Below are 26,368 nucleotides of genomic sequence, written 5' to 3' on the forward strand. Positions count from 1 at the left end.
ATGGCTTATTCGGCGACCTGGGAGACCCCGGTCAGGCGCACCTCGACCCGGCGATCCGGGGCCAGGCAGGCGATCATCTGCGCCTTGGCGCCATCCGGGCAGCTGCCCCCGGTCACGGGCGAAGACTCTCCCCGCCCTTCGGCACGCACCTTGTCGGCAAACAATCCCTTGGCGATGAGATAATCCGCCACCGTGCGGGCACGCTGTTCGGAGAGGGACTGGTTGTAGGCCTCCGAGCCGATGCGGTCGGTATGACCGATCACCGTCGCCACCCCGTCTTTCGGATTGGCCGCCAGGATCTGGGCAAACAGGTTGTCGAGGGCCTGGCTGGCGGCTGGCTTCAGGGTCGCCTTGTTGAACTCGAACAGCACATCGGAATCCAGGCTGAACTGTTTCTCCACCAGCACGGGGGCCGGGGCGGGCGCAGGTTCGGGCGCAGGCGTTGGTGCCACCGGCTCGTCGCCGATCTGGCCGAAGCGATAGAGCATACCGACCGACAGCAGGCCGTTGTCCATCTCGATGCCTGACTCGTCGAGGGAAGTCTTGCCAAGGGGTGTGGTGTACTGGTATTCGAGGCGGGCGGCCCAATCCTTGTCGATGGCGTATTCGACCCCCAGCGCCCCGACAAAGGCGGCACCATGATATTTGTTGCCCTCATGGGATTCGGAGAGGCTGCTGGTGCCATCGCTGGCCCTGACGTTGAGTGAGCTCTCGGTCCAGGCATAGGCCCCCCCGAGACGGCCGTAGATATCCAGTGCCGAGGTTGCAGGCAGGATGATCTTCATGGTGGCCTGCACCATCTGGGCCTTGGCCTCGCCATCGAGTGCGAAATCAACTCCGTTGCCCGAGTAGTGCTTGTCCACCTGATACTTGCCGAGCCAGTCATAGCCGAGCTCAACCGCCACGTTTCTGTTCACCTGATAACCGGCAAACAGCCCCAGACCGAGATCATCGCTGTTCTCGTTCACCTTGGTCGCATCGAACAGCTCTTCGACCTGAGCGTTGTAATCCACCCCGTAATAATTTGACCAGCCGGCCTTGCCGCCGACATACCAGGTGTTGTCCTGGGCGGCAGCCTGCACCGTCCCTGTTGCCATCAAAGCGCCGATCAGGACGGCGAGCATAGATCTGTTCATGGATGAGCCCCTGCAATGAATTGTTATGACGCGGCTGCGTCTCTCTTCCCTGACGGGGCCCTGAACCCATGCCCCGCATTCAGATTATCCCATCTGCAACCAGCCTCAAACGACCAGGGACTCAGGAGTGTGATATTGGCGACATTATCAGCCACCGTGCCCCCAATCATGGGGGCCGGCGCGTTGCCCATAAAAAAACGAAGAGCCGGGCTCTTCGTTTTTCATCTGGCAAGGGGATGGCCCCCGCTCACTGACTGCCCTGGCTCGCCAGGAACAGCCGGTAGGCGGGATCCTCGCTCACCTCTTTCCAGCCGTAGCCAATCTCGTGCAGGTAATCGTGGAAAGCCGCCACGTCCTCGTCCGGCAGCTCGAAGGCACAGAGCACCCGGCCGTAGTCGGCGCCGTGGTTGCGGTAGTGGAACAGGCTGATGTTCCAGCGACAGCCCAGGGTCTCCAGGAAGCGCATCAGGGCCCCCGGCTGCTCCGGGAACTTGAAGCTGTAGAGACGCTCACCGAGGGGCCGGGCCGGGCGGCCGCCAATCATGTAGCGCACGTGGTTCTTGGCCAGCTCGCTCTCGGTCATGTTGACCACCGGGTAGCCATTGCCGCCGAGCTGATCGATGATCTGGCCCAGCTCCTCGTCACCGCCGGTGAGGCGCACCGAAACGAACAGCGACGCCTGCTCGGCATCGGCGTAGCGGTAGTTGAACTCGGTCACCATGCGGGGCCCCAGCTGACGGCAGAAGTCGAGGAAGGCCCCCTTGCGCTCGGGGATGGTCACCGCCAGCATGCCCTCGCGCTTCTCACCGATCTCGCAGCGCTCGGAGACGTAGCGCAGGCTGTGGAAGTTGACGTTGGCGCCGGACAGAATGGCCGCCATCCGACCACCCTTGACCTGCTCGCGCTCGCTGTAAGCCTTGAGTCCCGCCAGGGACAAGGCCCCCGACGGCTCGGCGATGGCGCGGCAGTCATCGAAGATGTCTTTCAGTGCGGCGCAGATCTGATCGTTGGAGACGGTCACCACCTCGTCCAGATATTGGTTGCACAGGCGGAAGGTCTCCTCGCCGATGCGCTTGACCGCCACCCCGTCTGCAAACAGGGAGACCCGCTCCAAATTGACCGGCTCGCCGGCCGCCAGCGCCGCCTTGAGGCAGGCGGACCCCTCCGCCTCCACCCCGATCACCTTCACATCCGGCAGCAGCTGCTTGATGTAGACCGCCACCCCGGCGGCCAGGCCGCCGCCCCCCACCGGCACGAAGACGTGGGTGAGGTGAGTGTCCTGCTCCAGCAGCTCCTTGCCGATGGTGCCCTGGCCCGCGATCACCTCGACGTCGTCGAACGGCGGGATCAGGGTGTAGCCCTCCAACTCGGCGAGTCGGCGGCTCTCGCCGTAGGCCTCATCGAAGCTGTTGCCAAACAGCATGACGTTGCCGCCCTGACGGCGCACCGCGTCGATCTTGATGTCCGGCGTGGTCTTGGGCATCACGATGATCGCCTTGATGCCGAGCTTGGCGGCCGACAGGGCGACCCCCTGGGCGTGATTGCCGGCAGAGGCGGCGATGACGCCGCGTTCTTTCTGCTCCTGGGTCAGGGTGGCGATCTTGTGGTAGGCGCCGCGCAGCTTGAAGGAGTGAACCGGTTGCAGATCCTCCCGCTTCAGGCTGACGTGATTGCCGAGCCGCTCGGAGAGTTTCTTCAGGGTTTGCAAAGGGGTGACCCTCGCCGCCTCGTAGACGGGGGAGAGCAGTACCTTGCGTAGATAATCCGCCGCAGAGACCATGGTTTATACCCCCGTCTCGTGGCGAAGGGCGCGCAATGCGCCCATATCATGACAGTTCATCCTCTCACTCCCCCAGCAGGGTGCGATCGCGCACCGCGCCCTTGTCGGCGCTGGTGGCGAACATGGCGTAGGCGCGCAGGGCAAAGGAGACCTCGCGCTGACGATCGACCGGCTTCCAGCCACGGGCAGAGACGGCGGCGCGACGGGCAGCCAGCACGCTGTCGGCCACCTCCAGCACCATGCTACGGGCCGGGATGTCGATGTTGATGATGTCGCCATCCTCCACCAGACCGATAGTGCCACCGGAGGCCGCCTCCGGGGAGACGTGGCCGATGGAGAGACCCGAGGTACCGCCGGAGAAGCGACCGTCAGTGATGAGGGCGCATGCCTTGCCCAATCCCATCGACTTGAGATAGGTGGTGGGGTAGAGCATCTCCTGCATGCCGGGGCCCCCTTTCGGGCCCTCGTAGCGGATCACCACCACTTCACCGGCTTTCACCGTGCCGTCCAGAATGCCGCTCACCGCGCTCTCCTGGCTCTCGAATACCCGGGCCGGGCCGCGGAAGGTGAGGTTCTCCTCGTCCACCCCGGCGGTCTTGACGATGGCCCCGTTGAGGGCGAGGTTGCCAGCGAGGACCGCCAGGCCACCTTCCTGGCTGTAGGCGTGATCGAAGGAGCGGATGCACCCCTCGGCGCGGTCCAGATCCAGCTCGGGCCAGCGGCAATCCTGACTGAACGCCTTGGTGGTACGGATGCCGGCAGGGCCTGCACGGTAGAAGTCGTGAACCCCCTTGTCATGGCTGCGGCTGACGTCATATTCGGCCAGCAGCTCCACCAAGGAGGTGCCCAGCACATTGCGGGTATCCCCGTGCACCAGGCCCGCTTTTTCCAGCTGACCCAGGATGGCGACCACGCCGCCGGCGCGGTGCACGTCTTCCATGTGGTACTTCTGGGTGGAGGGCGCCACCTTGCACAGCTGGGGCACCTTGCGGGACATGCGGTCGATGTCGGCCATGGTGAAGTCGACACCCGCCTCCTGGGCTGCCGCCAGCAGGTGCAGCACGGTGTTGGTGGAGCCGCCCATGGCGATGTCGAGCGCCATGGCGTTCTCGAACGCCGCCTTGGTGGCGATGTTGCGCGGCAGGGCGCTCTCGTCATCCTGCTGGTAGTAGCGATTCGCCAGGGCCACGATGCGCTGACCCGCCAGCTTGAACAGCTGCTCGCGATCGGCGTGGGTTGCCAGCAGGGAGCCGTTGCCCGGCTGGGAGAGACCCAGTGCCTCGGTCAGGCAGTTCATGGAGTTGGCGGTGAACATGCCGGAGCAGGAGCCGCAGGTGGGGCAGGCGCTGCGCTCGATCTGATCGCTCTGGGCGTCGGAGACCTTGGGGTCGGCGCCCTGGATCATGGCGTCCACCAGATCCAGCTTGATGATCTGGTCGGAGAGCTTGGTCTTGCCCGCTTCCATGGGGCCGCCGGAGACAAAAATGACCGGGATATTGATGCGCAGGGCAGCCATCAGCATCCCCGGGGTGATCTTGTCGCAGTTGGAGATGCAGACCATGGCGTCGGCGCAGTGGGCGTTGACCATGTACTCCACCGAGTCTGCGATGAGTTCGCGGGACGGCAGGGAATAGAGCATGCCGCCGTGGCCCATGGCGATGCCGTCATCCACGGCGATGGTGTTGAATTCCTTCGCGACCCCGCCAGCCGCCTCGATCTCGCGGGCGACCAGCTGGCCCAGATCCTTGAGGTGGACGTGGCCCGGCACGAACTGGGTGAAAGAGTTGACCACGGCGATGATGGGCTTGCCGAAATCCTGATCGGTCATGCCGGTGGCACGCCAGAGGGCGCGGGCCCCGGCCATGTTACGTCCGTGGGTGGTGGTGGCGGATCTCAACTTCGGCATTGTCTCTACTCCCTGAATGCCCCTGGGGCGCATTGTCTTTCAACATGAATGTGTGATTCGCGGATCGGGAATCGATCCTGGTGAAGGCACCTCGGGGAGCCTTCACCGGAAGCGACTCGGGGAGGCGTGACGCCTCCCCGCTCTCATCAGTCGTTGACCGGCGTCAGCCAGCCCCACTTGTCTTCGGTCTTGCCGTTGAACAGGCCGAAGAAGGCGTTCTGCAACTGCTCGGTCACCGGGCCACGGCAACCGGCGCCCACCTTCATCCGATCCACCGAGCGCACCGGGGTCACCTCGGCCGCCGTGCCGGTCATGAAGATTTCGTCTGCGACGTACAGCGCTTCACGGGGCAGCGCCTGCTCGCGTACCTCGTAACCCAAGTCGCGCGCCAGCGTCATGATGGTGTCGCGGGTGATGCCGGGCAGGATGGCGGCGGTGGCGGGCGGGGTGAACAGCACGCCGTTCTTCACCAGAAACAGGTTCTCCCCCGCCCCTTCGCTCAGATAGCCGTTCACATCCAGCGCCAGCCCCTCGGCGAAGCCGTTGCGCTTGGCCTCGCGGCTGATGAGCTGGGAAGAGAGATAGTTGCCCCCCGCCTTGGCACCGGTCGGGATGGTGTTGGGAGCGAGCCGGTTCCAGGAGGTGACGCACACATCCACCCCGTTTTTCAGCCCCTCTTCTCCGAGGTAGGCGCCCCAGGGCAGGGCCGCGACCATGAGGTCGGCCTTGGCATCCAGCGGCGGATGCAGCCCCAGCCCCACGTTGCCGACAAAGGCCAGCGGGCGCAGGTAGCCGCTCTTCAGGCCGTTCTCGCGCACCACGGTGCGGCAGGCTTCATTCACTTCGGTCTCGCTGTAGGGGACGTCCATCCAGTAGATCTTGGCGGAGTCGAACAGGCGTCGGGTGTGCTCCTGCAGGCGGAAGATGCAGGTCCCCTTGGGAGTGTCATAGGCCCGCACCCCCTCGAACACCGAGGAGCCGTAGTGCAGGGCATGGCTCATGACATGCACCTGGGCATCCTGCCAGGGGACCAGCTTGCCGTTGAACCAGATGTATTGGGGGTGGGCGGCGGATTGGGAAGGCTGTGACATTGGCTTGGCTCCTTAAGCTCTGATCCGGGGTTGCTGTTCCAGTGCATCGACCCGGGAGACATCCACCAGCTTGACCAGCTGGCACCACAACTGCTGGATGGGACGTACCGATTCGACAGTAACCGTGATCCGCAGCTGTTGGCAATCCTGCTCCATGTTGAGGGCGCAGAGATTGAAACCGCGGTGACGGACCACCCGCAGCACCCGTTCCATCACTTCGGGTCTGGGTTGGGCATGGATTTCCAGGGTGCTGGTATTGAGCTGGTTCATGGGCGTTGCTCCATCATCTTGTGGTTGGCGACTCCTGGCGGAACCAGGGGCCAGACATTTTCTTCCTCTGAAATAGCCACATGCAGCAGATAGGCACTCTCGCTCGCCAGCAGGCGATCCAGTGCCGGACCTATCTCTTCCTTGCATGTGATGGTCTCGCCGGGAATGCCGAAGGCGGCAGCCAGGGCGACGAAATCGGGGTTGTCGGACAGATTGGTCTCGCTGTAGCGACCGTCGAAGAACAGCTCCTGCCATTGGCGCACCATGCCGAGGCGCTGGTTGTCCAGCAGCACCATCTTCACCTTTAGCCGGGCCCGGCGGATGGTGCCGAGCTCCTGCACGTTCATCATGAAGGAGCCGTCCCCGCTCACCAGCACCACCTCGTCATCGGGGCGCGACATCTTGGCGCCGATGGCGGCGGGCAGGCCGAAGCCCATGGTGCCGAGGCCGGCACTGGAGAGGTGGTTGCGCGGGCTGGTGAAACGCATGTGCTGGGCCACCCACATCTGGTGCTGACCCACGTCGCAGGCCACCACGCTGGTGTCAGGCAGCTGGCTTGAAAGCTCTTTGAGCAGAGCCGGGGCGTAGATGGCCTGACCCGGATGGTCGTAGCGGAAGGCGTATTCCCGAGCCATGGTGGCGCAGTGCTCGCGCCAGGGGTCGAGGGTCAGCGTCATCGCCAGGGCGGGCAGCACACGCTTGAGATCCGTGGTGATCCCCACATCGGCGGCGCGGCGCTTGCCGAACTCGGCGGCGTCCACATCCAGGTGGATCACCTTCGCCTCGGGGGCAAATTCCTCCAGCTTGCCGGTCACCCGATCATCGAAACGGGCGCCTACCACCACCAGCAGATCGCACTGCTGTACCGCCAGGTTGGCGGCCTTGGTACCGTGCATGCCGAGCATGCCCAGATAAACGGGGCTGTCGGGGTCGAGGGCACCTATCCCCTTGAGGGTGGTGACCGCCGGCATCCCCGTGGTGGCGGCAAAGTCGCGCAGCTGCTGCTCGGCATTGGCCATGCCCACCCCACCACCGACGTAGAGTACCGGACGCTCGGCACCGGCCAGCAGGGTGCGGGCGGCCGTCAGCTCGGCCTGATTCAGGGGCTCGGGTTCCTCCACGGCAAACAGCGGGCTTTGAGAAGGAACGGCGGCCAGCTGCACATCCTTGGGCAGGTCGATGAGCACGGGACCCGGACGCCCTTCGGTGGCGATGGCGAAGGCTTCGGCAATGACCCGTCCCAGATCCGCCGGGTCCGTCACCATGAAGGAGTGCTTGGTGCAGGAAAGGGACATGCCGAGCACGTCCACTTCCTGAAAGGCATCGGTACCGACGGCGGCGCAGGGCACCTGGCCGCTGATGGCCACCAGCGGTACCGAATCGAGCAGTGCCTCCGCGAGGCCGGTGACCAGGTTGGTGGCGCCGGGGCCAGAGGTAGCGATGCAGACCCCCACCTGACCGGAAGCGCGGGCATAACCCACCGCAGCCATGGCGGCACCCTGCTCGTGGCGGCAGAGCTGATGGGCCAGGCCACCGTCATACAGGGCGTCGTAGACCGGCATGATGGCTCCGCCCGGGTAACCAAACACCTGGGTCACACCCTGTTTCTTGAGAGCCTGTACCAAAAACTGCGCGCCGTTCATGTGGAAAATCCTGTCCTTTGGTCGAAAAAAAAACCCCCGGGCCGTGAGGCTCGGGGGTCGCTTGTTTCGTTCTGTCCGGTGGTGGGTCTATCCCTTGTTCCGTGCAGCCAAACGAGCCCCGAGCGGTGAGATAATAATCACCACTAGGACCACAATAATGCTGACGAAACGGGAGGCCATGTTCATAGTTACAACCGGAAATCCTGTGAAATGGGAGCGGAGCTTGCCGCGAATGGCTATTAGAACTAGCACGGTGATTTTTATTGGGCAAGCACTTTTTACCTGACAAGACTCTGATTTTGACTGCTCTGAAACCTGACGACTGGAAAAAAAAACTAATAAAAAACGGTTAACCAGCATTTACATCAAACCAAGGACGGTATTTATGTCATTAGCTGTTGTTTATAGCCGTGCCAGCCTGGGGATAGCGGCGCCGCAAGTCACTGTGGAAGTGCACCTCTCCAACGGCCTGCCCGCCTTCAACATGGTGGGGTTGCCGGAAACCTCGGTGAAAGAGTCGCGGGATCGGGTGCGCAGCGCCCTGCTCAACGGCAATTTCGAATTTCCGGCCAAGCACATCACGGTCAACCTGGCCCCTGCGGATCTGCCCAAGGAGGGGGGCCGTTTCGACCTGGCCATCGCCATCGGCATTCTCGCAGCATCCAAGCAGATACCCGCAAAATACCTGCTCGATCACGAATTTTTAGGGGAATTGGCCCTGACGGGCGAGATCCGCCCCGTGCTTGGGGTGCTCCCCTCGGTGCTCGCCTGCCGCGACGCGGGGCGCACCCTGCTGGTCCCACGGGAGAACGGTCCGGAGGCTTCCCTCATACAGGATGCCGAGGTGCGCACCGCCCACCAGCTGCTGGCGGTCACCGCCTGGCTGGCGGGCCAGTACGAACTACCGCTGCCGGAACCCCAGAGCGCGGAGACCCTGCCCGACGTGCCGGATCTGCAGGACGTGATCGGTCAGTCCCAAGCGAAGCGGGCGCTGGAGATCGCCGCAGCCGGCAGCCACAACCTGCTGTTCATCGGCCCCCCCGGCACCGGCAAGAGCATGTTGGCCAGCCGCTTGCCCGGCATTCTGCCGCCGCTCAGCGAACAAGAAGCGCAGCAGACCGCCGCCATCCACTCCATCGGCGGCCTAACCCCCCGCGCCGGCCACTGGCACCACAGGCCGTATCGCACGCCCCATCACAGCGCCTCGGCGGTGGCGCTGGTGGGCGGGGGTACCCATCCCAGGCCTGGAGAAATTTCCCTCGCCCACAACGGGGTACTGTTTCTGGATGAACTGCCGGAGTTCGAGCGCAAGGTGCTCGACTCCCTTCGCGAGCCGCTGGAGACCGGGCACATCACCATCAGTCGTGCCGCCCGCCAGGTGGATTTTCCCGCCCGCTTCCAGCTGGTGGGTGCCATGAATCCCAGCCCCTGCGGCCATTATGGCGACGGCCAGACCCGCTCCAGCCCGGATCAGATCTTGCGCTATCTGGGCAAGCTCTCCGGCCCCTTTCTCGATCGGTTCGATCTGACGGTAGAGGTCCCGCTCTTGCCCAGGGGGAGCCTGACCGGCAAGGCGGAGCGGGGGGAATCGAGCCAGCAGATACGCGAACGGGTGCTGGGGGCGCGAGAGCGCATGCTGAGTCGCAGCGGAAAACTCAACAATCTGCTGGATAGTCGTGAAATCGAAGATGTTTGCAGATTATCGCCACAGGATGCCGAGTTTCTGGAGGGTGCAATCCAGAAGCTGGGGCTCAGCATCCGGGCCTGGCACCGCATCCTGCGGGTATCGCGCACCATCGCCGATCTGGCGGGACACGCCACCATCGAGAGAGCGCATCTGATCGAAGCCCTGGGCTATCGTGCCATGGACAGGCTGTTGTCACGGCTGCGCGGGGGCCAGTGAGAGGGGGAACGGCAGCAGCCACCTCCCGACCCGGAAAGGGCGCCACCATGGTCTAGTCGTGGGCCGGCTGATATTATGGCAACAGATCTGACCACTTGGTTGCCATCCACCGATACGAAGACGGATTCCACCATGCCCAACAAGCTGATAGAGCGACTGCGCGGCAGCCTCTCGACCCTGCTCTATTTCATCAACACCCTGTTCTGGTTTGTCCCCGTCCTGCTGCTTGGCCTCATCAAGCTGCTGCTGCCCTTCAAGGGGGCGCGACGTCTCTGCAACACCCTCCTGGACGGCTGCGCCACCCACTGGATAGGTTTTAACAATCTGATCCAGAAAACCATCATCAACACCCCTTTCGATGTGGTCGGAGTGGACAAAGGGCGCCGGAATGAGTGGTATATGGTGATTGCCAACCATCAATCCTGGGTCGACATACTGATACTGCAGCGGATTTTTAATCAAAAAATCCCCTTCCTGAAGTTTTTCCTCAAGAAAGAACTGATTTGGGTACCTTTTCTCGGTCTGGCATGGTGGGCACTCGACTTCCCCTTCATGCGACGTTATTCCCGCAAGTTCCTGGAAAAACACCCGCATCTGAAGGGAAAAGACATAGAGACCACGCGAAAGGCCTGTGCCAAATTCCGCCACATTCCGGTGAGCGTGATGAATTTCGTCGAGGGCACCCGCTTCACCGCCAGCAAGCACGACAAACAGGGCGCTCCCTATCGTCACCTGCTGCACCCGAGGGCGGGTGGCGTCGCCTTCACCCTGGCGGCCATGGGGGATCAGCTGCACAAACTGGTGGATGTCACCATCGCCTATCCAGGCGGCATCCCCAGCTACTGGGACTTCATGTGCGGTCGAGTCAGGGAGATCAAGGTTCGGGTCCGCTTTCTGCCGATCGAACGCAATCTGGTGGGGGATTACTTCAATGACCCCGAGTTCCAACAAGAGTTTCAGCAGTGGCTGAACGGGATCTGGTGCGAGAAAGACCAGACCCTGGGCCAGCTACTGGCGGACAAGACGCAGTAAGACACTCATGTTAAGCCTGCTCCCCGGCCCCCTGGTGCTGCTCATCAGCACCGGCCTGGCCATATTGTTTACCGCCCTGTGCGCCAGCCTGATCCTGCTGGTGTCCCTGGCCAAGCTGCTGCTCCCCGTGCCGGCCTTCGGTCGTGCCTGCAGTCGCCTCAACAACCGTTTCATGCGCCTGTGGCTCGGCTGCAACGCCCTGGTGATCCGCCTCACCACCCGCATCGACTGGCAGGTGGAGGACGACACCCGGCTACGCAAGGATGGCTGGTATCTCATCATCAGCAACCACCTGAGCTGGACCGACATCGTCGTGCTGGGCCATCTCTTCCGCGACCGGCTGCCGGTGCCCAAGTTCTTCATGAAGCACGAGCTCATCTACATCCCGCTGCTGGGGCTCGCCTGCTGGGGGCTGGACATGCCCTTTATGCGCCGCTATTCGAGAGAGTTTCTGCTGCGCAATCCGCACCTGCGGGGCAAGGACATCGAGACCACCCGCAACGCCTGCGAGAAGTTTCGCCACATCCCCACCACCGTCATCAACTTCGTGGAGGGGACCCGCTTCACCGAACAGAAGCGTGACGCCTCCCGCTCCCGCTTTCGCCACCTGATGCCGCCCAAGGCGGCCGGGCTCGCCTTCACCCTGGCGGCCATGGGCGATCAGTTCGACAGCCTGATCAACGTCACCATCAGCTACCCGGACAACACCGAGACCCCCTTCAAGGACTTCCTGATGGGGCGGATGAAGCGCATCCGGGTGCGGATCGAGGAGCTGCCGGTGGACGAGCAACTGGTAGGGGATTACTTCAACGACAAGCAGTTCAAGCGCGGCTTCCAGGAGTGGCTGAACCAGCGCTGGCAGGAGAAGGACGAAATACTGGAAGGCTGGCAGCGGGCTCAGGCGCCCATCCCATTGACCGCCAAGGAGAGCGCCGACGCCAGTTCGGGCAGCTGATCCTCGCTGAACACGGCGATGCCGTGGCGGCGCAGCAGGGCGGTGGTCTTGCCCTCGCCCGCCACCGAGACCCCTTCGAAGCGGCCGTTGTAGATACGGCCGCTGCCGCAGGAGGGGCTCCCCTCTTTCAGCAGGGCGAAGCGAATGCCCTGCTGCTGGCAGAGCGCCAGCGCCAGGGCGGCGCCGCGATCGAACTCGGTCGTCACATCCAGCCCGCTTTCGGTGACTACAGACTCACCCTGCCGCTCGGCGGGTGGTCGCGGGGTCGGCAGCCCCCCCGCCACCTCGGGACAGAAGGCCAGCACCCGCCCCTCGGCGCCCAACTCGGCCAGCCAGTCGCTGATGATGCCCTTGCTGCGGCCGTCGTAGCGCACCGGCTGGCCCAGTAGACAGGAGCTGACTAAGATTTTTTCCTTCACACCTGTGCCTTATGAATTTTATTAAAGCCAACCCACCCGGTACTTTTTGCTGTTTCAACAATGAAATCCATATCTATTAGATCGCCATCGGGCAGTAGCTCTTCACTAATTTCTATAGAGCCATAAAAGCACTGTTCATGGTCTGCCCATCCGACAGCAGCAAGAGTGTAAACTTGCATTCCTTCATGCAAACGAAGCCCTGAAAATGGTGCGAAAGGCAAGTTAAGCTCTTTGGAACCACTGCAAAAACAGGTCTTATCTACATCCCGCACAATTAATGAAAGCTTCACTTTGTAATTCATAGCAATAGCGCTCTCTTCATGCCTCAGCCCCGTTCATCACCTGATCGAACATCACGCAGCAGGGGCTCTCCAGCCGGTAGAGAATGGCGGGCCGCTGCTTGCCGGTACGCTTGCGGCCGGTGTCCGTCAGGATGTCGGCCCGGTGGATCCGCTTGCGAAACGCCGCCGTGTTCATGGGGGTCTGCAGGATGATCTCGAAGGCGCGCTGCACCTCGGAGAGGGTGAACTCCGACCCCAGCAGGTGCAGCGGCAAGGTGCTGTAACGGCTCTTGATGCGCAGCCGCTCCAGCCCCATGGCGATGAGCTGGGGATGGTCGAAGGCGAGTTGCAGGTTGGGCAGGTCATCCAGAGGGTGCCAGCAGCCGCGCACGGCGCCGGCCTCGGGCTCCGCCAGGCACAGGTAGACGAGGGTGGTGGACCAACCCCGGGGATCCCGCTCCAGGTTGCCGAGGGTGCAGACCTGCTCGCTGTAGCACTGCGCCAGCCCCCACTGCGCCAGCAGGCGGTGGCGGGCGGCATCCAGATCCCGATCCCGGGTCTCGTCGATGCGCAGGGCCGGCAGCTGCCAGCAGTGGGCAAAGGGGGGGCGATCCCGGGTTTCGAGGAGCAGTTCGAGCCGCTCCTCGCGCAACCGCAGCACCACCATATCCAGACTCATTCTCGGCATCCTGGTCGACATGCTCGCCTTCTAATAATGTTTGGTAGATAATATCACAAGAATATTATGTGCAGGAGTCACCCATGGGAACCATCGCCAGCCTGGATATTGATGCGCAGAAGGGGTTTACTCCGCTCTGTCCGAACGAGCTGCCCGTCGCAGGCGGGGATGATATTGTGGCGGCGCTCAACGCCCAGGCCGCCCTCGCCACCCTGCGAGTCGGCAGCAAGGACGCCCACCCCGCGAACGCTGCCTGGGTCGTGAGCGAGCCGGCCGCCATGCTGCAACCGCTGGATCTGCCCAACGCCGACCTCACCTGGCCGGCCCATTGCGTGCCGGGCACCCCTGGCTTCGAGCTGCTCGACGGCCTGCCCGCCCCCATCGACTACGACTTCTTCGTCTGGAAGGGGGTCGAGCCGGATCTGCACCCCTATGGCGCCTGCTACCACGACCTCGCCGAGCGTCGCAGCACCGGGCTCATCGAGTTCCTGCAGGCCCGCGGCGTCGCGACCGTGCTGGTCGGCGGCCTCGCCACCGACTACTGCGTCAAGACCAGCGTGCTGCAACTGCTCCGCGCCGGCTTCCGGGTCATCGTCCACCTCGATGCCTGCCGCGGTATCGCCCCCGAGACGATCGCCCAGGCCCGTGCCCAGATGATCGAGGCCGGCGCCGAGCTGGCCCAGACCCTGGCCGATGTACAACGCCTGCTGGACGCCTGATATGCCCCCGATCCTCAACAGCCTGCTCGACACCGATGCCTACAAGCTGCACATGCAGCAGGCTGTGTTCCATCGCTACCCGGATGCCGAGGTGGTGGCCGAATTCCACAGCCGCAACGAAGAGGATCTGCTGCCCATGATGGGCGAGATCGAGGAGCAGCTGCGCCTCGCCGGCTCCCTGCGGCTGACCCGACCCGAGCTCGATTTTCTGGCCGAGCGCCCCTTCTTCACCCCGGATTATCTGGATCACCTGCGCCGCAAGCCGCTGGATGCCTCCCTGCTCAAGGTGTTCGAGCAGGATGGCCGCATCAATGTGCGGGTCGAAGGGCCCTGGCAGGACGTCATCCTGTGGGAGATCCCGGTGCTCGCCATCATCAGCGAGATGCGCAACCGCTTCCGCTACCCCCAGTTCGGCGTCAGCCAGGCACTGGAGCGGCTCGACCAGAAGATCGACAAGCTGGAACGGGAGCTGAGCCGGGAGGAGATGACCGAGTTCAACCTCATCGACTTCGGCACCCGCCGCCGCTTCTCCCATGCGGTGCAGGATGCCGTGGTGGGCCGCCTCCAGGATCGGCTGCCGGCGTTTCGCGGCACCAGCAACTACCAGCTGGCCCAGAAATACCGGCTGCCGGCGGTGGGCACCCAGGCCCACGAGTGGTTCCAGGCTCACCAGCAACTCGGCTTCCCGCTGGAACTCAGCCAGCGCGCGGCCCTCACCAGCTGGCTGGACGAGTTCACCAACCACCTCGGCATCGCCCTGACCGACTGCATCACCATGGATGCCTTCCTGCGCGACTTCGACTTCGAGCTGGCGAGCCGATATCAGGGGTTGCGCCACGACTCCGGTGACCCCGTGGTCTGGGGCGAGAAGGCCATCAGCCACTACCAGCGCCTCGGTATCGATCCCGCCACCAAGACGCTGGTCTTCTCCGACGGCCTCGACCTCGACCAGGCAGTCCGGCTGTTCCGCCACTTCAGTGGTCGCATCAACACCAGCTTCGGCATCGGCACCAAGCTCACCTGCGATCTGCCAGGCGTCACCCCGATGAACATCGTCTTCAAGCTGATGGAGTGCAACGGCGGCCCGGTCGCCAAGATCTCCGACAGCCCGGGCAAGACCCTGTGCCGGGACGCGGACTTCATCCGCAACCTCAAGCAGGCCTTCCACGTCGGGGTATAAGACGCCTTTTTGAGTGTCCCATCTTGCGCACTGCGCCGATGGCCCCCTACCATGACTCACCTGAAAGGTCCGGCCCCCGTCGGACCTTTCGCTTGTTCGAACGCCAGACCACAAGGAACCACTCATGACCTCCAGATGGATATTCGCCCTCACCACCCTGCTCGCCAGCCTGAGCGCCGTCGCCGCCGAACCGCTGCGGGTCTCCGCCATCCCGGACGAAGCCCCCACCGAGCTGCAGCGCAAGTTTGCCCCCCTGGGTGACTACCTGGCCGAGAAAACAGGCCGCGAGGTGGTGTTCGTGCCGGTCAACGACTACGCCGCCGTGGTCGAGGCGCTGGCCGCCGGCAAGCTGGACATGGCCTGGCTCGGGGGCTTCACCTATGTGCAGGCACACCGCCGTGCCGACAAGGTGGTACCCCTGGTGCAGCGTCAGGAAGATGCCCAGTTCACCTCCAAGTTCATCGCCAATGCCGACAGCGGCATCAAGACCCTGGCCGACACCAAGGGCAAGGACTTCGCGTTCGGCTCCCCCTCCTCCACCTCCGGTCACCTGATGCCACGCCACTTCCTGGCCGAGCAGGGCATCAACCCGGAACGTGACTTCGCCCACGTCGCCTTCTCCGGCGCCCACGACGCCACCGTCGCCTGGGTCGCCTCCGGCAAGGTGCCGGCCGGTGCGCTCAACGCCTCCGTGTGGGAGAAACTGGTGGAAGAGGGCAAGGTCGACACCACCAAGGTCAAGGTGATCTGGACCACCCCGACCTACTTTGACTACAACTGGACAGTACGCGGTGATATGGATCCGGCCCTGCAAGAGAAGATCAAGCAAGCCTTCCTCAGCCTGGATCCGGCGGTGCCCGCCCAGGCCGAGATCCTCAAGCTGCAACGCGCTACCCGCTTCATCGAGACCAAGCCCGAGAATTACCTGGGCATCGAAGCCGCCGCCACCCAGGCCGGCCTGCTGAAGTGATCGCCGTCGCGCTGGACGGGGAAGGATTGCGGCTCGGCCAGAGCCGCATCCTGCAGCCGTTCAACCTGCAGATAACGGCAGGCGAGTGCGTGGCCATCATAGGGCCGAGCGGCGCGGGCAAGACCAGCCTGCTGCGGCTGCTCGGCACCGAGCTGCGCGGCGAAGGCAGGCTCACCCTCTGGGACCAGGATCCCTGGACCCTCTCCACCCGGGACCGCCAGCGGCTGCGCAGCCGGATCGGCATGGTCTGGCAGCAACCGCCGCTGCCCGCCTCCCAGCAGGTGGTGACCGCCGTGCTGGCCGGCCGGCTCGGTCAGTGGTCCCTCGGCCGTTCCTTACTCTCCCTGCTGCGCCCCTGCGACCCCGAAGGCGCGCTAGCCGAGCTGGCGCGCCTCGGCCTCGCCGACAAGTGGCAACAGCGCTGCGGCGAGCTCTCCGGTGGCCAGTTGCAGCGGGTCGGCATCGCACGGGTGCTCTATCAGCAGCCGGATCTGATCCTGGCGGACGAGCCCGTCTCCGCCCTCGATCCCGTGCTCGCCCAAGGCAGCCTGGATGCCCTGCTGGCACAGGCCCGCGCCCGGGGCAGCACACTCATCGCCAACCTGCATGCGGTCGAGCTGGCGCTCGGCCGTTTCCCCCGCATCATCGGCCTGCGGGAGGGGCGAGTGCTGTTCGACTGTCCGGCGGCGGCCGTCACCCCGGCCATGCTGGCCGAGCTCTACGCCGGTGATGACGAGGCGGCGGCGTGTTCAATTTGACTAGCCGCTGGCGCCATCCCCTGCCCTGGTTGCTGCTGCTCATCGGCTACAGCCTGTGGCAACAGGCCGACGGCTGGCTCGGCCTGTTCGACGGCCAGAGCTGGCGGCAGATGGGCAACTTCCTCGTCACCAGCTGGCCGCCCCGCATGGATCGGGACTTCCTCGTCCTGACCCTGACCGCGACCCTGGAGAGTCTGGCGGTGGCGACATTGGGACTGGCGGGCGCCCTGCTGCTCGGCGTGCCGTTCGCCCTGCTCGGCTCCCGCGCCCTGTCGCTGGCCGAACTGGGGCCGGTGCCCAGCCCGCTGCGCGGCGCCTTGCGGGCCCTCTCGCGCCTCGTCGCCATCGTGCTGCGCAGCCTGCCCGAGCTCATCTGGGCGCTGCTGTTCGTGCGTCTGTCGGGGCTCGGGCCGCTCGCCGCCATCCTGGCCATCGCCGTCAGCTACGGCGGCATGCTGGCCAAGGTCTACAACGAGATCATGGAGAGCGGTGCCCAGCAACCGGCCCGCGCCCTGCTGCTGGGCGGTAGCGGCCGGCTGCAGGCGCTCTGGTACGGCGTGCTGCCTGCGGTGCGTCAGGAACTGCTCTCCTACACCGTCTACCGCTGGGAGTGCGCCCTGCGCGCCTCCGTCATCATGGGCTTCGTCGGCGCCGGCGGGCTCGGTCAGCAGCTCGAACTCTCCCTGCGCATGTTTGCCGGTGGCGAGGTGGTGACCCTGCTGCTGGCCTTCATCCTGCTGGTGACGCTCGCGGATGGCCTCAGCGCCTGGCTGCGCCACAGCCGCTCCCCCGGCCTGCTGTTGCTGATCTGCCTGGGGCTGGCCGCTGTCCTCGCGCTGTATCAGCTCGACTGGCGCATGCTGAGCTTCTCACTGGGGGGCCTGGGCACCTTCCTGGGGGAGTTTTTGCGACCGGACTGGTCATGGCCCTTCCTCAAGACAGTGGCTATGGGCCTGCTCGATACGGTGCAGATGGCGCTGCTAAGCACCCTCTTCAGCGCCCTGCTGGCCCTGCCGCTGGCCTGCCTCGCGCGCCACTGCTGGCCGCTGCGGCTGCTGTTCAACCTGCTGCGCTCCGTGCCCGAACTCATCTTCGCCAGCCTGCTGGTGATCGCGGTCGGACTGGGGCCGGTGGCGGGCATACTGGCGCTGACCCTGCACACCACCGGGGTGCTGGCGCGGTTGTTCGTGGAGACCCTGGAGAACGCGGATCCCGCCCCTCGCCTCGCCTTGCAGCTGAGCGGGGCCGGCCCTACGGCCTGCTTCTGGTACGGGGTGTTCCCCCTGGTGGCGCGCCAGTGGCTGGCCTACAGCCTCTATCGCGGCGAGATGAACCTGAGGGCCGCCACCATACTCGGCGTGGTTGGCGCCGGCGGCCTGGGACAGCAGCTCTATGTCTCGCTCAGCCTGTTCCGCTACGACCAGACCGCCACCCTGCTGCTGGCCATACTGCTGCTGGTCTGGCTGGCGGAGGCCCTCAGCCGCCGCACCCGTTTGCCTCGCCCGGCCCCCAGCCAGCGGGATTGCCAGATCTGAGGCCCGCCTTACATGGCCCTGATAAACAAAAAGCCCGCCGGTTTGCACCGGCGGGCCTTTTTTCACGAGGTCAGTCTGGATCAGTCTTTCTTCGCCAGCAGGAATTGCACCAGCTGGTTGAACTGTTCCTGGGAGGTGATGGATTCGATTTTCACCATGTACTTGCCGTTCACCAGGAAGGCCGGCACGCCGCGCACGTTGTAGCTCTCGGTGTTGCGGTCGAACTGGGAGACCATGCCGGAGACGGCGAAGCTGTCGACAGCACCGTCGAACTCCTCGGCCGGCACGCCGTTGTCCACGAAGATCTGCTTCACGTCACCACGGCTCTGGGGGATCTGGCGCTGGGTGTGGATCTTGTCGAAGATGGCCGGGGTCAGCTTGCCTTCCACGTTCAGCAGATTGGCGACGGCGTAGGCACGCTGCATCTCGGGACCCATTTCACGGCCCAGGAAGGCCACCGGGTTCTTCTTCATCGGCACGCCTTCCGGCAGGCTCTTCTTCAGATCCTCGGCAATCGGCTCGAACTTGGCGCAGTGCGGGCAGAAATAGGAGAAGAACTCCATCACTTCCGGCTGGGCGCTGCCGGTCTGGCTGACCACGTCATAGTTGACACCTTCCTTGAATTGCGGGGCGGCGTGAACCATGGGGATCATCAGCATGGCAGCGAGGAAAAATAGTACTTTTTTCATGACGTTTCCTGTTAAGGGATCACTGTGAGGCACGCCCGGCGAACCGAAGCAGTCCAAGCCTATTGCCTCACCCTCGTGCCGTCAATGGCAAAGGCAGACAGGCGGGACCGCCATCCCGCCTCCCACGGGCACCTTGCCGCTGTGGCAATGGTGCGGGCGACACCACCAGCGGACGCCCCGTGGCGTGGCGATCTGCCGGGTTCACGCCCCTACCACTGCGGCATCAGGCTGAGCGGCGGGGCCTTCAATGCCTCGAGCTGATCATGCAGGGTCGCAATCTGCTGGCGCCAGTAGTGTTCGGTGTTGAACCAGGAGAAGTGGCGGGGGAAGGCGGGATCTTCCCAGCGTCTTGCCAGCCAGGCCATGTAGTGGACGATGCGCATGGCACGCAGCGGCTCGATGAGCGCCAGCTCCCGCGGGTCGAACTCCATGAACTCCTCATACCCCGCCAGCAGGGTATCGAGCTGGATCTGCTGCTCATGACGCTCCCCGTTCAGCATCATCCAGAGATCCTGGATGGCGGGGCCGGTGCGGCAATCGTCGAGGTCGACAAACAGGGGGCCGTCACGCCACAGGATGTTGCCCGGGTGGCAGTCCCCATGCAGGGAGATGCGCGCCACGTCCAGGGTCATGGCGTCGCATACGTGCCGGATCAGCTCGTCCAGCACCCCGAAGAAGGACTTGGCCAGCCCGCTCGGCAACCACTCGCCTGCCGCCAGCAACTGACGCGGCTCGTGCAGCATGCTCTCCACATCCAGCGGAACCCGGTGATGAAAGGCATGGCTGGCACCGACGCTGTGAATGCGACCGAGGTAACGCCCCACCCACTCCAGCTGGTCCAGGTTGTCCACCTCGAACTGACGCCCCCCGACGCTCTGCCAGATGGCAAACGGGTAGCCCTGATGCTCCAGCAGGGTCTCGCCGGCAAAGGCAATGGGAGCGGCGACCGGGATCTCAGCTTCACAGAGGCGAGCGGCAAACGCGTGCTCTTCTAGGATCTGTGCCCGGCTCCAGCGACCGGGACGGTAGAACTTCACCACGTAGCGACGGCGATCCTCATCCTGGAACTGATAGACGCGGTTCTCGTAACTGTTGAGCTCGATAAGGCCGGAGTCGATGCGCAAGCCGCTGAGATCGATGGCATCCATGATGAGATCGGGATTGAGGTCGGAATAGTTGAAACGCATGTCATCCACCATAGAAAAGGGGCGCTGTTGCGCCCCATTCTATCACCACTGTCTGCCGTTTCCGTGCATGGCGGTGCGCCTTGCCGTCACAACCTGCTGATAAACTTGCTCGGTTGGCGCAAGGTCCCCTTGCTGTCATCCGGCGCCGCGCCTTCCCGCTTGAGCACGAACTGGACGTCCAGAGTGGGGCGCTTCAGGTTGAAGGGATCCACCGCCAGGCTCACCGGCAGGGTATAGATCTCGCCCGCCTTCAGTGTCACCTCGCGGGGTCCGAACCACTGGTACTCCGGCAGCCCTTCCACGTCCAGCCGGTAGGTCTGGGAGTTCAGGGTCTTGTTGAGGATCTTCAGGGTATAGGTGTTCTCGATGAGCCCCTCGCTGTTTTCCCGGAACAGCTGGTTGCGATCCCGCAGGATGTCGAGCCCCATGGGCATGATGGACATGGCGTTATAGACGAAAACCCCCAGCATGACGACCATCACCAGGCCATAGCCAATCAGCTTGGGCCGCGCCACCTGGGTTTCACTGTGGGCCAGCTTGTGCTCGGTGGTGTAACTGATGAGCCCTTTCGGATACCCCATCCGCTCCATGGTCTGGTCGCAGGCGTCGACACAGGCGCCGCAGTTGATGCACTCGTACTGCAGACCGTCACGGATGTCGATGCCGGTCGGGCAGACCTGCACGCAGAGGTCGCAGTCGATGCAGTCCCCCAGCCCCAGAGCCTTGGGATCGGCCTTGCGACCACGGGCACCGCGGGTCTCGCCACGCTGGCTGTCATAGCCGACGATGTAGGTGTCCTTGTCGAACATGGCGGACTGGAAGCGGGCATAGGGGCACATGTGGATACACATGATGGCGCGCATCCAGCCGGCGTTGCCATAGGTGCAGGCGGCGAAGAACAGCACCCAGAAGATGACCCAGCCTCCCGCCTGCAGGGTGAAGAAATCGGGCACCAGGTGGAAGACATCCTGGAAGTAGGCGACGAAGGTCAGCCCCGTGCCCAGCGACAGCAGGATCCAGGCCAGGTGCTTGGCGCCCTTACGGGCCAGCTTCTCGCCGCTCCAGGGCGCCGCATCCAGCTTGCGACGCTTGTTGGCGGCCCCTTCCAGCTTCTCCTCGAACCAGATGAACAGGAAGGTCCACACCGTCTGGGGACAGAGGTAGCCGCACCAGACCCGGCCCAGGAAGGTGGTCACAAAGAAGAGTGCGAAGGCCGCGATCATGAAGACCCAGGCCAGCAGGGTGAGATCCTGCGGCCAGATGGTGGCACCGAAGATATGGAACTGCTGGTGCTCCAGATCGAACAGCACCGCCTGACGGCCGTCATAACGCAGCCAGGGCAGGAGGACAAAGAGCGCGACGAAGAACCAGCCCATGGCCTTGCGCACCCGCTGCCAGTAGCCGGTCTGGGAGCGGACATAGATGCGGTTGCCGGGGTTGAACCTGTCATCTCCCGCCTTGAAGGTGTTGGGATTGAAAGTCCCGGTGACGTCACCGGTCACATCCTTGATGTCGATCTTGTCCTTGTCGGCCATTGCAACACATCGCTCCACTCATATTGTTATGAAAGCGATTATATCTTAAACAACCTGCTAATTGTGTGGGTTAAATGTATCTATAGTTCGAGTCCCGTCGCAATTTCAGGCAACAAAAAAGGCCCATAGCCAGTTGACTATGCGCCTTTTCACAGATTCTCTTGAAACCTTTCTCTGATGGCGATGTGACGCCCGGATTACTTGATGCCGCGGGCCTTGAGCAGGGCTTCCTTGAAGTCGGGCACGTGATCCTTGGCCAGCCCCGGGATCATCGCCTGCTTGTCGGATTCCCGCATCTTGAGGTGGTAGATCAGCATGTCGTCGGTCAGTGCGGACAGCGGACCGTCAAATCCCGCTTCCTCGGCCAGTTTGGCAACAAACTGCACCAGGCTGAGATCCTGCTCCTTGATCCAGGCAGGCTGCAGCAGTTCCAGCAGCTCTTCGATACGATGACATTGCATAGACGACCTCTTTAATCTGTCTTGTGAAACTCAGGCAACCTTACCCATCAAGGCTACTTCGATACGATCCCGGCCATTATGCTTGGCCTGATAGAGCGCCGCATCCGCTTTCTGGATAAGCTCGGCAATGGAGTGATGCTGATCCGGCACCAGGGTCGCCACCCCGAAGCTGCAACTGACCCGCCCCGAGACCCGGGATTTGTGGTGGGGAATGCCGAGGGCTCGCAACGAGGTACGCACCTGCTCGGCGATCTGCATTGCCCCCTGCAAGGTGGTGCAGGGCAGCAGCAGGGCGAACTCCTCTCCGCCGTAACGGGCAGCGAGATCGTCTTCCCGCCGCAGCACTTCGGCCAGCAGGCTCGCCACCTGTTGCAGGCACTGGTCCCCCACCTGATGACCATAGTGATCATTGAACTGCTTGAAGTAGTCCACATCCACCAGCACCAGAGAGAGAGGCGCCCTGGCACGGTGGCAGCGACGCCAGGCGCGCGCCAGGGAGTCGTCGAGATGGGCCCGGTTGGCGATACCGGTCAGACCGTCGAGGCGGGACGTGAGCTTGAGGTGCTCGGAGACCGCCTTCAGCTCGGCCACCAGATCCGCATTGGAAAAACTGTGGTAGAGAGAGGCCACCTGATCCCGCCGCAGGCGCCGCAGCAGGGTCGGCAGAAAGACGAACAGATACCCCGCCAGCATGCAGGAGACGATACGCTCCTGGGTGTTGCCGCCACTGAGCTCGAACAACATGGCAAACCCGAGGGGCAGCACGGCCCCATAGAGGGTACGACGGCTGCCGAACAGCATGATGGCACTGCCGGTCAGGATCAGGCTGGAGAGCATCATCATGGCGGCACGATAGGTGTCGGGCAGCTTGTCCATGTAGAGCAGCACGCCCAGTGCCCAGACGATGGAGGTGATGGTCACCCCGACAAAGAGCTCGCGCTCGAGCACCGGCAGCGGAAGCTCCGCCAGCCTGGGCTGGCGCCAGCGCAGATGCCACCAGCGCCCCAGCAACAGCAGCAGGACCAGACCGAGCCAGCCCAGCGACTCGCTGGCCGGCAGGTAATCGTGGAACAGCAGGCTCCAGCTGATCGCCAGCAGCCCCAGGCAAGGCAGGCTGAAGGAGGCATGGGTATAGAGCTGGACCATGATGGCCCGCCGCACCTGATATTTCACACTCTGTGTCAACTGGGTACTCCCTGTACAAGAGCCGCACAGTTTAACACTCCCCTTTCCTGCTCAACAATCAATCGACCGCTATTAAGCTGCCACTCAGCGCGTCCTCTCCCGCACAGGCCCCGACAGTCCCTTTTCTGCAGGGTCGAATGGCGCAACCCTCCCTCACCCTTTCTCCAGCTCGTCGAGGATGGGGCACTGGGGATTCGCATCTCCGTGACAGCAGCTCACCACCTCCTCGAGGGCGCTGAGCATGGCTTGCAAACCGGCGATGCGGGAGCGCAGATCGACGATTTTCTCCTGGGCCAGCTTCTTCACCTGGGCACTGGTTCTGTGCTCGTCCCGATAGAGCGCCAGCAGCTCCTGGCACTCCTCCAGATTGAAGCCGGTCTCCCGCGCCCGCTTGACGAAGCGCAACTCCCGCAGGGAGGCATCCGTATAACTGCGATACCCGTTGTCGCTGCGCACTGGTGACGAGATGAGGCCGATGCTCTCGTAGTAGCGGATGGTCTTGGCGGTCAGGCCGGTGGCCTTGGCGACCTTGCTGATGTTCATGAATGACTCCTTTGGGATTCAGATGCACGCAGGCTGCCCGCCCGGGGCTGCCAGCGCTTCAATAACAGGGAATTGCTCAAGACGGTGATACTGCTCAAGGCCATGGCCGCCCCCGCCAGCTCGGGGCTGAGGTAACCCAGCGCCGCCAGCGGAATACCGATGATGTTGAACACGAAGGCCCAGAACAGGTTCTGCTGGATGGTGCGCCAGGTGGCCGCCGAGATGTCGATGGCATCGGCCACCAGCCGCGGGTCAGATCGCATGAGGGTGATGGAGGCGGTCTCCATCGCCACGTCGGAGCCGGAGCCCATGGCGATACCCACATCCGCCGCCGCCAGCGCCGGGGCGTCGTTCACCCCGTCTCCCACCATCGCGACCAGCCCGCTGGTTTGCGCCCGCAGCGCCTCGACTTTTTCCACCTTGCCGGCCGGCAGCACGGAGTCAAAGGCCCCGTCCAGCCCCAGCTTGGCGGCGATATGGGCCACCGGCGCCGGCGCATCACCGCTCACCAGCCAGCTGGCGATGCCGCGCTGACGCAGGGTGGCGATGGCATCCGGACTCTCGGGGCGCAGGGTATCGGCCAGCGCCGCAATGCCCGCTACCACGCCGTCGATGGCCACCCAGACCCGGGTCGCGCCGTCGGCAGGCGGTATATCCTGCGCGGGCACCTCAATGCCGAGCTGGGCCAGCAAAGAGCCATTGCCGATGGCGACCGTGTGACTATCAACCTGACCGACAATACCGGCACCGACCCGCACCTCCACCGCTTCCGGCTGGGGCAGCGTAGCCTCCTTGCCGACCGCCTCGCGCATGGCCAGCGCCAGCGGGTGTTCGCTCGCCTGCTGCAGGGCGGCAGTGAGGCGCAGTTGCTCGTCGTTGCCGCTCCAGCTGGCCAGCACAGGCCTGCCCTGAGTGAGCGTACCGGTTTTGTCGAAGATGAGCGCCTTGATGGCGTGGGCCTTCTGCAGGGTATCCACGTCTTTTATCAGAATGCCGTGGCGCGCCGCCACCCCGGTACCGGTGACGATGGCCGCTGGCGTCGCCAGCCCCAGCGCACAGGGACAGGCGATCACCAGCACGGCTACCGCCGCCAGCAGGGCCTGACCGAAGTCGCTGGTGATGGCGTACCACACCAGCAGGGTGAACAGGGCGATGGCCATCACCACCGGCACGAACACGGCGGAGACCTTGTCCACCAGTTGTTGCAGCGGCGCCTTGCCCATCTGGGCGTTCTCCACCAGGGCGATGATCTTGCTGAGGCTGGAGTCCTCCCCCACCGTGGTGGCTTCAATTTCCAGCACGCCGGAGCGGTTGATGGCGCCGCCCAGCACCTTGTCGCCCTCGCCGCGCGGCACCGGCAGGCTCTCGCCGGTGAGGATCGACTCGTCCAGCTCGCTCTCGCCGCTCGCGATTCTGCCGTCCACCGGCACCCGATCCCCCACCAGCACCTGCAGCCTGTCGCCGCGCAGCACCTCGTCGATGGCGACGCTCTGCCAGCGCTCGCCGCGCCAGACGGTGGCGGTTTCCGGCCGCAGCGCCATCAACTCGCGAATGGCGGACTGGGTACTGCGTCTGGCCCGAGCCTCCAGCAGTTTTCCCAACGAAATCAGGGTAATGATGATGGCGCTCGCCTCGAAATAGAGCTTGCCGCTGGCGGCCATCCCCAACGTCAGCAGCAGATAGAGGCTGTAGAAGTAGGCGGCACTGGTACCGGTGGCCACCAGCACATCCATGTTGGCGGAGCGGTTCTTGATGGCGAGCCAGGCGCCGCGATAGAAGCGGGCCCCGATCCAGAACTGCACCGGGGTGGCGAGCACCAGCTCCAGCCAGGCGGGCAGATGCCAGGGCAGCAGACCAGCCATGGCCAGCATCCCCGCCAGCAGCGGCAGGGTCAGCAGGGCCGAGACGATGACCCGGGTTTGCGCCTGATGGGCGCTGGCGGCCTCCTGCGCTTCCCGCTCCAGCAACTGCTGGCGGCGGCCGCTGGCCGAGCCCTGCGCCAGTTGGGCGCCAAAGCCGAGGGCCTCGATCTGCTCGCGCAGGGCCGCGGGCGTCAGCATCCCGGGGACCAGCACGATACGAGCCTGCTCGATGGAGAAGTTGACGTCGACGGAGATGACGCCGGGCAGCGCCGCCAGCGTCTTGTTCAGGCGGGCCGAGCAACCGGCACAGGTCATGCCGGTGATTTGAAACAGGATGGTCTCACTGCCGTAGTCATAACCCTGCGCCTTGATGCTCTCCAGTACCGCCGGCAGACGGTCGGGGCTGGTCAGCTCGATAGCCGCCTGCTCCAGCGCGAAGTTGACGGTGACCGATACCCCGTCGAGCTTGTTGAGGGCGGTCGTGATGCGGCCGGCGCAGTTGGCGCAGCTCATGCCGCTCAGCGGCAACTGCAGATGAATGGGTGATTGAAGATGAGTGCTCATGTTGTTCCTCCCCGGAACCCGTCGGCACCACAAAACGCCGACTGGCAAACCCTAACCTTTACTGTAAGGGTAAGCTCAAGCCACA

Annotated in this window: 24 protein-coding genes; 8 read left to right on the plus strand and 16 right to left on the minus strand. The window is 64.0% G+C overall.

The annotated features are described in order from the left end of the window. Positions 1–5: 5 nt before the first annotated feature. The 6 genes from ompA to ilvG all read right to left on the minus strand — a co-directional run bounded on the left by ompA (position 6) and on the right by ilvG (position 7,826). The gene (ompA, locus tag C3F36_RS09510; protein ID WP_048209598.1) at positions 6–1,136 is read right to left on the minus strand and encodes a porin OmpA; all 1,131 of its coding nucleotides are present in this window, start codon (positions 1,134–1,136) and stop codon (positions 6–8) included. 247 nt (positions 1,137–1,383) lie between these two features. Beyond that, a complete protein-coding gene (ilvA, locus tag C3F36_RS09515) occupies positions 1,384–2,916 on the minus strand; it encodes a threonine ammonia-lyase, biosynthetic (protein ID WP_041211987.1) in 1,533 nt (510 codons plus the stop codon). 64 nt (positions 2,917–2,980) lie between these two features. Next, positions 2,981–4,822, minus strand: a complete 1,842-nt coding sequence (gene ilvD / locus C3F36_RS09520) for a dihydroxy-acid dehydratase (protein WP_104454973.1) — start codon at positions 4,820–4,822, stop codon at positions 2,981–2,983. Between the two features lie 146 nt (positions 4,823–4,968). Continuing rightward, positions 4,969–5,913 carry a branched-chain amino acid transaminase gene (locus tag C3F36_RS09525; protein WP_052815778.1) on the minus strand — a complete coding sequence of 315 codons (945 nt, stop codon included), beginning with the start codon at positions 5,911–5,913 and terminating at the stop codon, positions 4,969–4,971. A gap of 12 nt (positions 5,914–5,925) precedes the next feature. Beyond that, positions 5,926–6,183 carry an acetolactate synthase 2 small subunit gene (ilvM, locus tag C3F36_RS09530; protein WP_052815777.1) on the minus strand — a complete coding sequence of 86 codons (258 nt, stop codon included), beginning with the start codon at positions 6,181–6,183 and terminating at the stop codon, positions 5,926–5,928. Beyond that, complete coding sequence (ilvG, locus tag C3F36_RS09535; protein WP_052815776.1) at positions 6,180–7,826, minus strand: acetolactate synthase 2 catalytic subunit; 1,647 nt, start codon at positions 7,824–7,826, stop codon at positions 6,180–6,182. The genes ilvM and ilvG overlap by 4 nt, the downstream gene beginning before the upstream one ends. A 385-nt stretch (positions 7,827–8,211) precedes the next feature. Here ilvG and C3F36_RS09545 point away from each other — a divergent pair, with 385 nt between their 5' ends. The 3 genes from C3F36_RS09545 to C3F36_RS09555 all read left to right on the plus strand — a co-directional run bounded on the left by C3F36_RS09545 (position 8,212) and on the right by C3F36_RS09555 (position 11,716). Then, positions 8,212–9,729: a YifB family Mg chelatase-like AAA ATPase gene (locus C3F36_RS09545; protein WP_052815775.1), complete on the plus strand. Its 1,518-nt coding sequence runs from the start codon at positions 8,212–8,214 to the stop codon at positions 9,727–9,729. A 132-nt stretch (positions 9,730–9,861) separates the two neighbouring features. Next, a complete protein-coding gene (locus tag C3F36_RS09550; protein ID WP_104454974.1) occupies positions 9,862–10,761 on the plus strand; it encodes an acyltransferase in 900 nt (299 codons plus the stop codon). Positions 10,762–10,768: 7 nt separating this feature from the next. Then, positions 10,769–11,716 (plus strand): acyltransferase, encoded by a 948-nt coding sequence (locus C3F36_RS09555; RefSeq protein WP_052815773.1) that lies wholly within the window; start codon positions 10,769–10,771, stop codon positions 11,714–11,716. On the opposite strand, the gene C3F36_RS09560 is transcribed toward C3F36_RS09555, so the two are convergent. The 3 genes from C3F36_RS09560 to C3F36_RS09570 are packed head-to-tail and all read right to left on the minus strand — an operon-like array spanning position 11,659 to position 13,104. Then, positions 11,659–12,135, minus strand: coding sequence for a DUF523 domain-containing protein (locus tag C3F36_RS09560; protein WP_104454975.1), 477 nt, complete (start codon positions 12,133–12,135; stop codon positions 11,659–11,661). The two genes, C3F36_RS09555 and C3F36_RS09560, sit on opposite strands and share 58 nt — an antisense overlap. Further along, positions 12,132–12,437, minus strand: a complete 306-nt coding sequence (locus C3F36_RS23255; protein ID WP_143236902.1) for a hypothetical protein — start codon at positions 12,435–12,437, stop codon at positions 12,132–12,134. Before C3F36_RS23255 ends, C3F36_RS09560 begins: the two co-directional genes overlap by 4 nt. A gap of 16 nt (positions 12,438–12,453) precedes the next feature. Further along, a complete protein-coding gene (locus C3F36_RS09570; protein ID WP_104454977.1) occupies positions 12,454–13,104 on the minus strand; it encodes an NUDIX hydrolase in 651 nt (216 codons plus the stop codon). Between the two features lie 74 nt (positions 13,105–13,178). On the opposite strand from C3F36_RS09570, the gene C3F36_RS09575 reads away from it, so the two are divergent. The 5 genes from C3F36_RS09575 to phnE all read left to right on the plus strand — a co-directional run bounded on the left by C3F36_RS09575 (position 13,179) and on the right by phnE (position 18,257). Next, positions 13,179–13,814: a nicotinamidase gene (locus C3F36_RS09575; RefSeq protein WP_043153394.1), complete on the plus strand. Its 636-nt coding sequence runs from the start codon at positions 13,179–13,181 to the stop codon at positions 13,812–13,814. A 1-nt stretch (position 13,815) separates the two neighbouring features. Beyond that, positions 13,816–14,994 carry a nicotinate phosphoribosyltransferase gene (gene pncB / locus C3F36_RS09580; RefSeq protein ID WP_104454978.1) on the plus strand — a complete coding sequence of 393 codons (1,179 nt, stop codon included), beginning with the start codon at positions 13,816–13,818 and terminating at the stop codon, positions 14,992–14,994. Between the two features lie 124 nt (positions 14,995–15,118). Continuing rightward, a complete protein-coding gene (locus C3F36_RS09585; protein WP_043153390.1) occupies positions 15,119–15,964 on the plus strand; it encodes a putative selenate ABC transporter substrate-binding protein in 846 nt (281 codons plus the stop codon). Beyond that, on the plus strand, positions 15,961–16,722 hold the full coding sequence (locus tag C3F36_RS09590; RefSeq protein WP_043153387.1) for a phosphonate ABC transporter ATP-binding protein: 762 nt from the start codon (positions 15,961–15,963) through the stop codon (positions 16,720–16,722). The genes C3F36_RS09585 and C3F36_RS09590 overlap by 4 nt, the downstream gene beginning before the upstream one ends. After that, positions 16,710–18,257 (plus strand): phosphonate ABC transporter, permease protein PhnE, encoded by a 1,548-nt coding sequence (phnE, locus tag C3F36_RS09595; protein WP_104454979.1) that lies wholly within the window; start codon positions 16,710–16,712, stop codon positions 18,255–18,257. The genes C3F36_RS09590 and phnE overlap by 13 nt, the downstream gene beginning before the upstream one ends. Positions 18,258–18,337: 80 nt before the next feature. On the opposite strand, the gene C3F36_RS09600 is transcribed toward phnE, so the two are convergent. The 7 genes from C3F36_RS09600 to C3F36_RS09630 all read right to left on the minus strand — a co-directional run bounded on the left by C3F36_RS09600 (position 18,338) and on the right by C3F36_RS09630 (position 26,283). Further along, positions 18,338–18,946 (minus strand): thiol:disulfide interchange protein DsbA/DsbL, encoded by a 609-nt coding sequence (locus C3F36_RS09600; protein WP_053287991.1) that lies wholly within the window; start codon positions 18,944–18,946, stop codon positions 18,338–18,340. 209 nt (positions 18,947–19,155) lie between these two features. Beyond that, entirely contained in the window at positions 19,156–20,145 is a 990-nt protein-coding gene (locus C3F36_RS09605; protein ID WP_039039688.1) for a serine/threonine protein kinase, read from the minus strand. A 74-nt stretch (positions 20,146–20,219) separates the two neighbouring features. Beyond that, a complete protein-coding gene (gene ccoG, locus C3F36_RS09610) occupies positions 20,220–21,668 on the minus strand; it encodes a cytochrome c oxidase accessory protein CcoG (RefSeq protein ID WP_010676097.1) in 1,449 nt (482 codons plus the stop codon). A 197-nt stretch (positions 21,669–21,865) separates the two neighbouring features. Then, positions 21,866–22,129, minus strand: coding sequence for a YihD family protein (locus C3F36_RS09615; protein ID WP_010676098.1), 264 nt, complete (start codon positions 22,127–22,129; stop codon positions 21,866–21,868). Positions 22,130–22,159: 30 nt separating this feature from the next. After that, entirely contained in the window at positions 22,160–23,314 is a 1,155-nt protein-coding gene (locus tag C3F36_RS09620; RefSeq protein ID WP_039039690.1) for a GGDEF domain-containing protein, read from the minus strand. Between the two features lie 153 nt (positions 23,315–23,467). Then, positions 23,468–23,857 carry a Cu(I)-responsive transcriptional regulator gene (gene cueR, locus C3F36_RS09625; RefSeq protein WP_010676100.1) on the minus strand — a complete coding sequence of 130 codons (390 nt, stop codon included), beginning with the start codon at positions 23,855–23,857 and terminating at the stop codon, positions 23,468–23,470. After that, on the minus strand, positions 23,854–26,283 hold the full coding sequence (locus tag C3F36_RS09630) for a heavy metal translocating P-type ATPase (protein ID WP_104454980.1): 2,430 nt from the start codon (positions 26,281–26,283) through the stop codon (positions 23,854–23,856). The genes cueR and C3F36_RS09630 overlap by 4 nt, the downstream gene beginning before the upstream one ends. Positions 26,284–26,368 lie beyond the last annotated feature (85 nt).

It is taken from the genome of Aeromonas sp. ASNIH2 (assembly GCF_002934795.1).
In the GTDB taxonomy this organism is placed as follows: domain Bacteria; phylum Pseudomonadota; class Gammaproteobacteria; order Enterobacterales; family Aeromonadaceae; genus Aeromonas; species Aeromonas caviae.

What these genes read in the sequence shown, in the direction of transcription:
- ompA (WP_048209598.1), bottom strand. Translation starts at nt 1,136, where the DNA reads ATGAACAGATCTATGCTCGCCGTCCTGATCGGCGCTTTGATGGCAACA.
- ilvA (WP_041211987.1), bottom strand. Translation starts at nt 2,916, where the DNA reads ATGGTCTCTGCGGCGGATTATCTACGCAAGGTACTGCTCTCCCCCGTC.
- ilvD (WP_104454973.1), bottom strand. Translation starts at nt 4,822, where the DNA reads ATGCCGAAGTTGAGATCCGCCACCACCACCCACGGACGTAACATGGCC.
- C3F36_RS09525 (WP_052815778.1), bottom strand. Translation starts at nt 5,913, where the DNA reads ATGTCACAGCCTTCCCAATCCGCCGCCCACCCCCAATACATCTGGTTC.
- ilvM (WP_052815777.1), bottom strand. Translation starts at nt 6,183, where the DNA reads ATGAACCAGCTCAATACCAGCACCCTGGAAATCCATGCCCAACCCAGA.
- ilvG (WP_052815776.1), bottom strand. Translation starts at nt 7,826, where the DNA reads ATGAACGGCGCGCAGTTTTTGGTACAGGCTCTCAAGAAACAGGGTGTG.
- C3F36_RS09545 (WP_052815775.1), top strand. Translation starts at nt 8,212, where the DNA reads ATGTCATTAGCTGTTGTTTATAGCCGTGCCAGCCTGGGGATAGCGGCG.
- C3F36_RS09550 (WP_104454974.1), top strand. Translation starts at nt 9,862, where the DNA reads ATGCCCAACAAGCTGATAGAGCGACTGCGCGGCAGCCTCTCGACCCTG.
- C3F36_RS09555 (WP_052815773.1), top strand. Translation starts at nt 10,769, where the DNA reads ATGTTAAGCCTGCTCCCCGGCCCCCTGGTGCTGCTCATCAGCACCGGC.
- C3F36_RS23255 (WP_143236902.1), bottom strand. Translation starts at nt 12,437, where the DNA reads ATGAATTACAAAGTGAAGCTTTCATTAATTGTGCGGGATGTAGATAAG.
- C3F36_RS09570 (WP_104454977.1), bottom strand. Translation starts at nt 13,104, where the DNA reads ATGCCGAGAATGAGTCTGGATATGGTGGTGCTGCGGTTGCGCGAGGAG.
- C3F36_RS09575 (WP_043153394.1), top strand. Translation starts at nt 13,179, where the DNA reads ATGGGAACCATCGCCAGCCTGGATATTGATGCGCAGAAGGGGTTTACT.
- pncB (WP_104454978.1), top strand. Translation starts at nt 13,816, where the DNA reads ATGCCCCCGATCCTCAACAGCCTGCTCGACACCGATGCCTACAAGCTG.
- C3F36_RS09585 (WP_043153390.1), top strand. Translation starts at nt 15,119, where the DNA reads ATGACCTCCAGATGGATATTCGCCCTCACCACCCTGCTCGCCAGCCTG.
- C3F36_RS09600 (WP_053287991.1), bottom strand. Translation starts at nt 18,946, where the DNA reads ATGAAAAAAGTACTATTTTTCCTCGCTGCCATGCTGATGATCCCCATG.
- C3F36_RS09605 (WP_039039688.1), bottom strand. Translation starts at nt 20,145, where the DNA reads ATGGTGGATGACATGCGTTTCAACTATTCCGACCTCAATCCCGATCTC.
- ccoG (WP_010676097.1), bottom strand. Translation starts at nt 21,668, where the DNA reads ATGGCCGACAAGGACAAGATCGACATCAAGGATGTGACCGGTGACGTC.
- C3F36_RS09615 (WP_010676098.1), bottom strand. Translation starts at nt 22,129, where the DNA reads ATGCAATGTCATCGTATCGAAGAGCTGCTGGAACTGCTGCAGCCTGCC.
- cueR (WP_010676100.1), bottom strand. Translation starts at nt 23,857, where the DNA reads ATGAACATCAGCAAGGTCGCCAAGGCCACCGGCCTGACCGCCAAGACC.
- C3F36_RS09630 (WP_104454980.1), bottom strand. Translation starts at nt 26,283, where the DNA reads ATGAGCACTCATCTTCAATCACCCATTCATCTGCAGTTGCCGCTGAGC.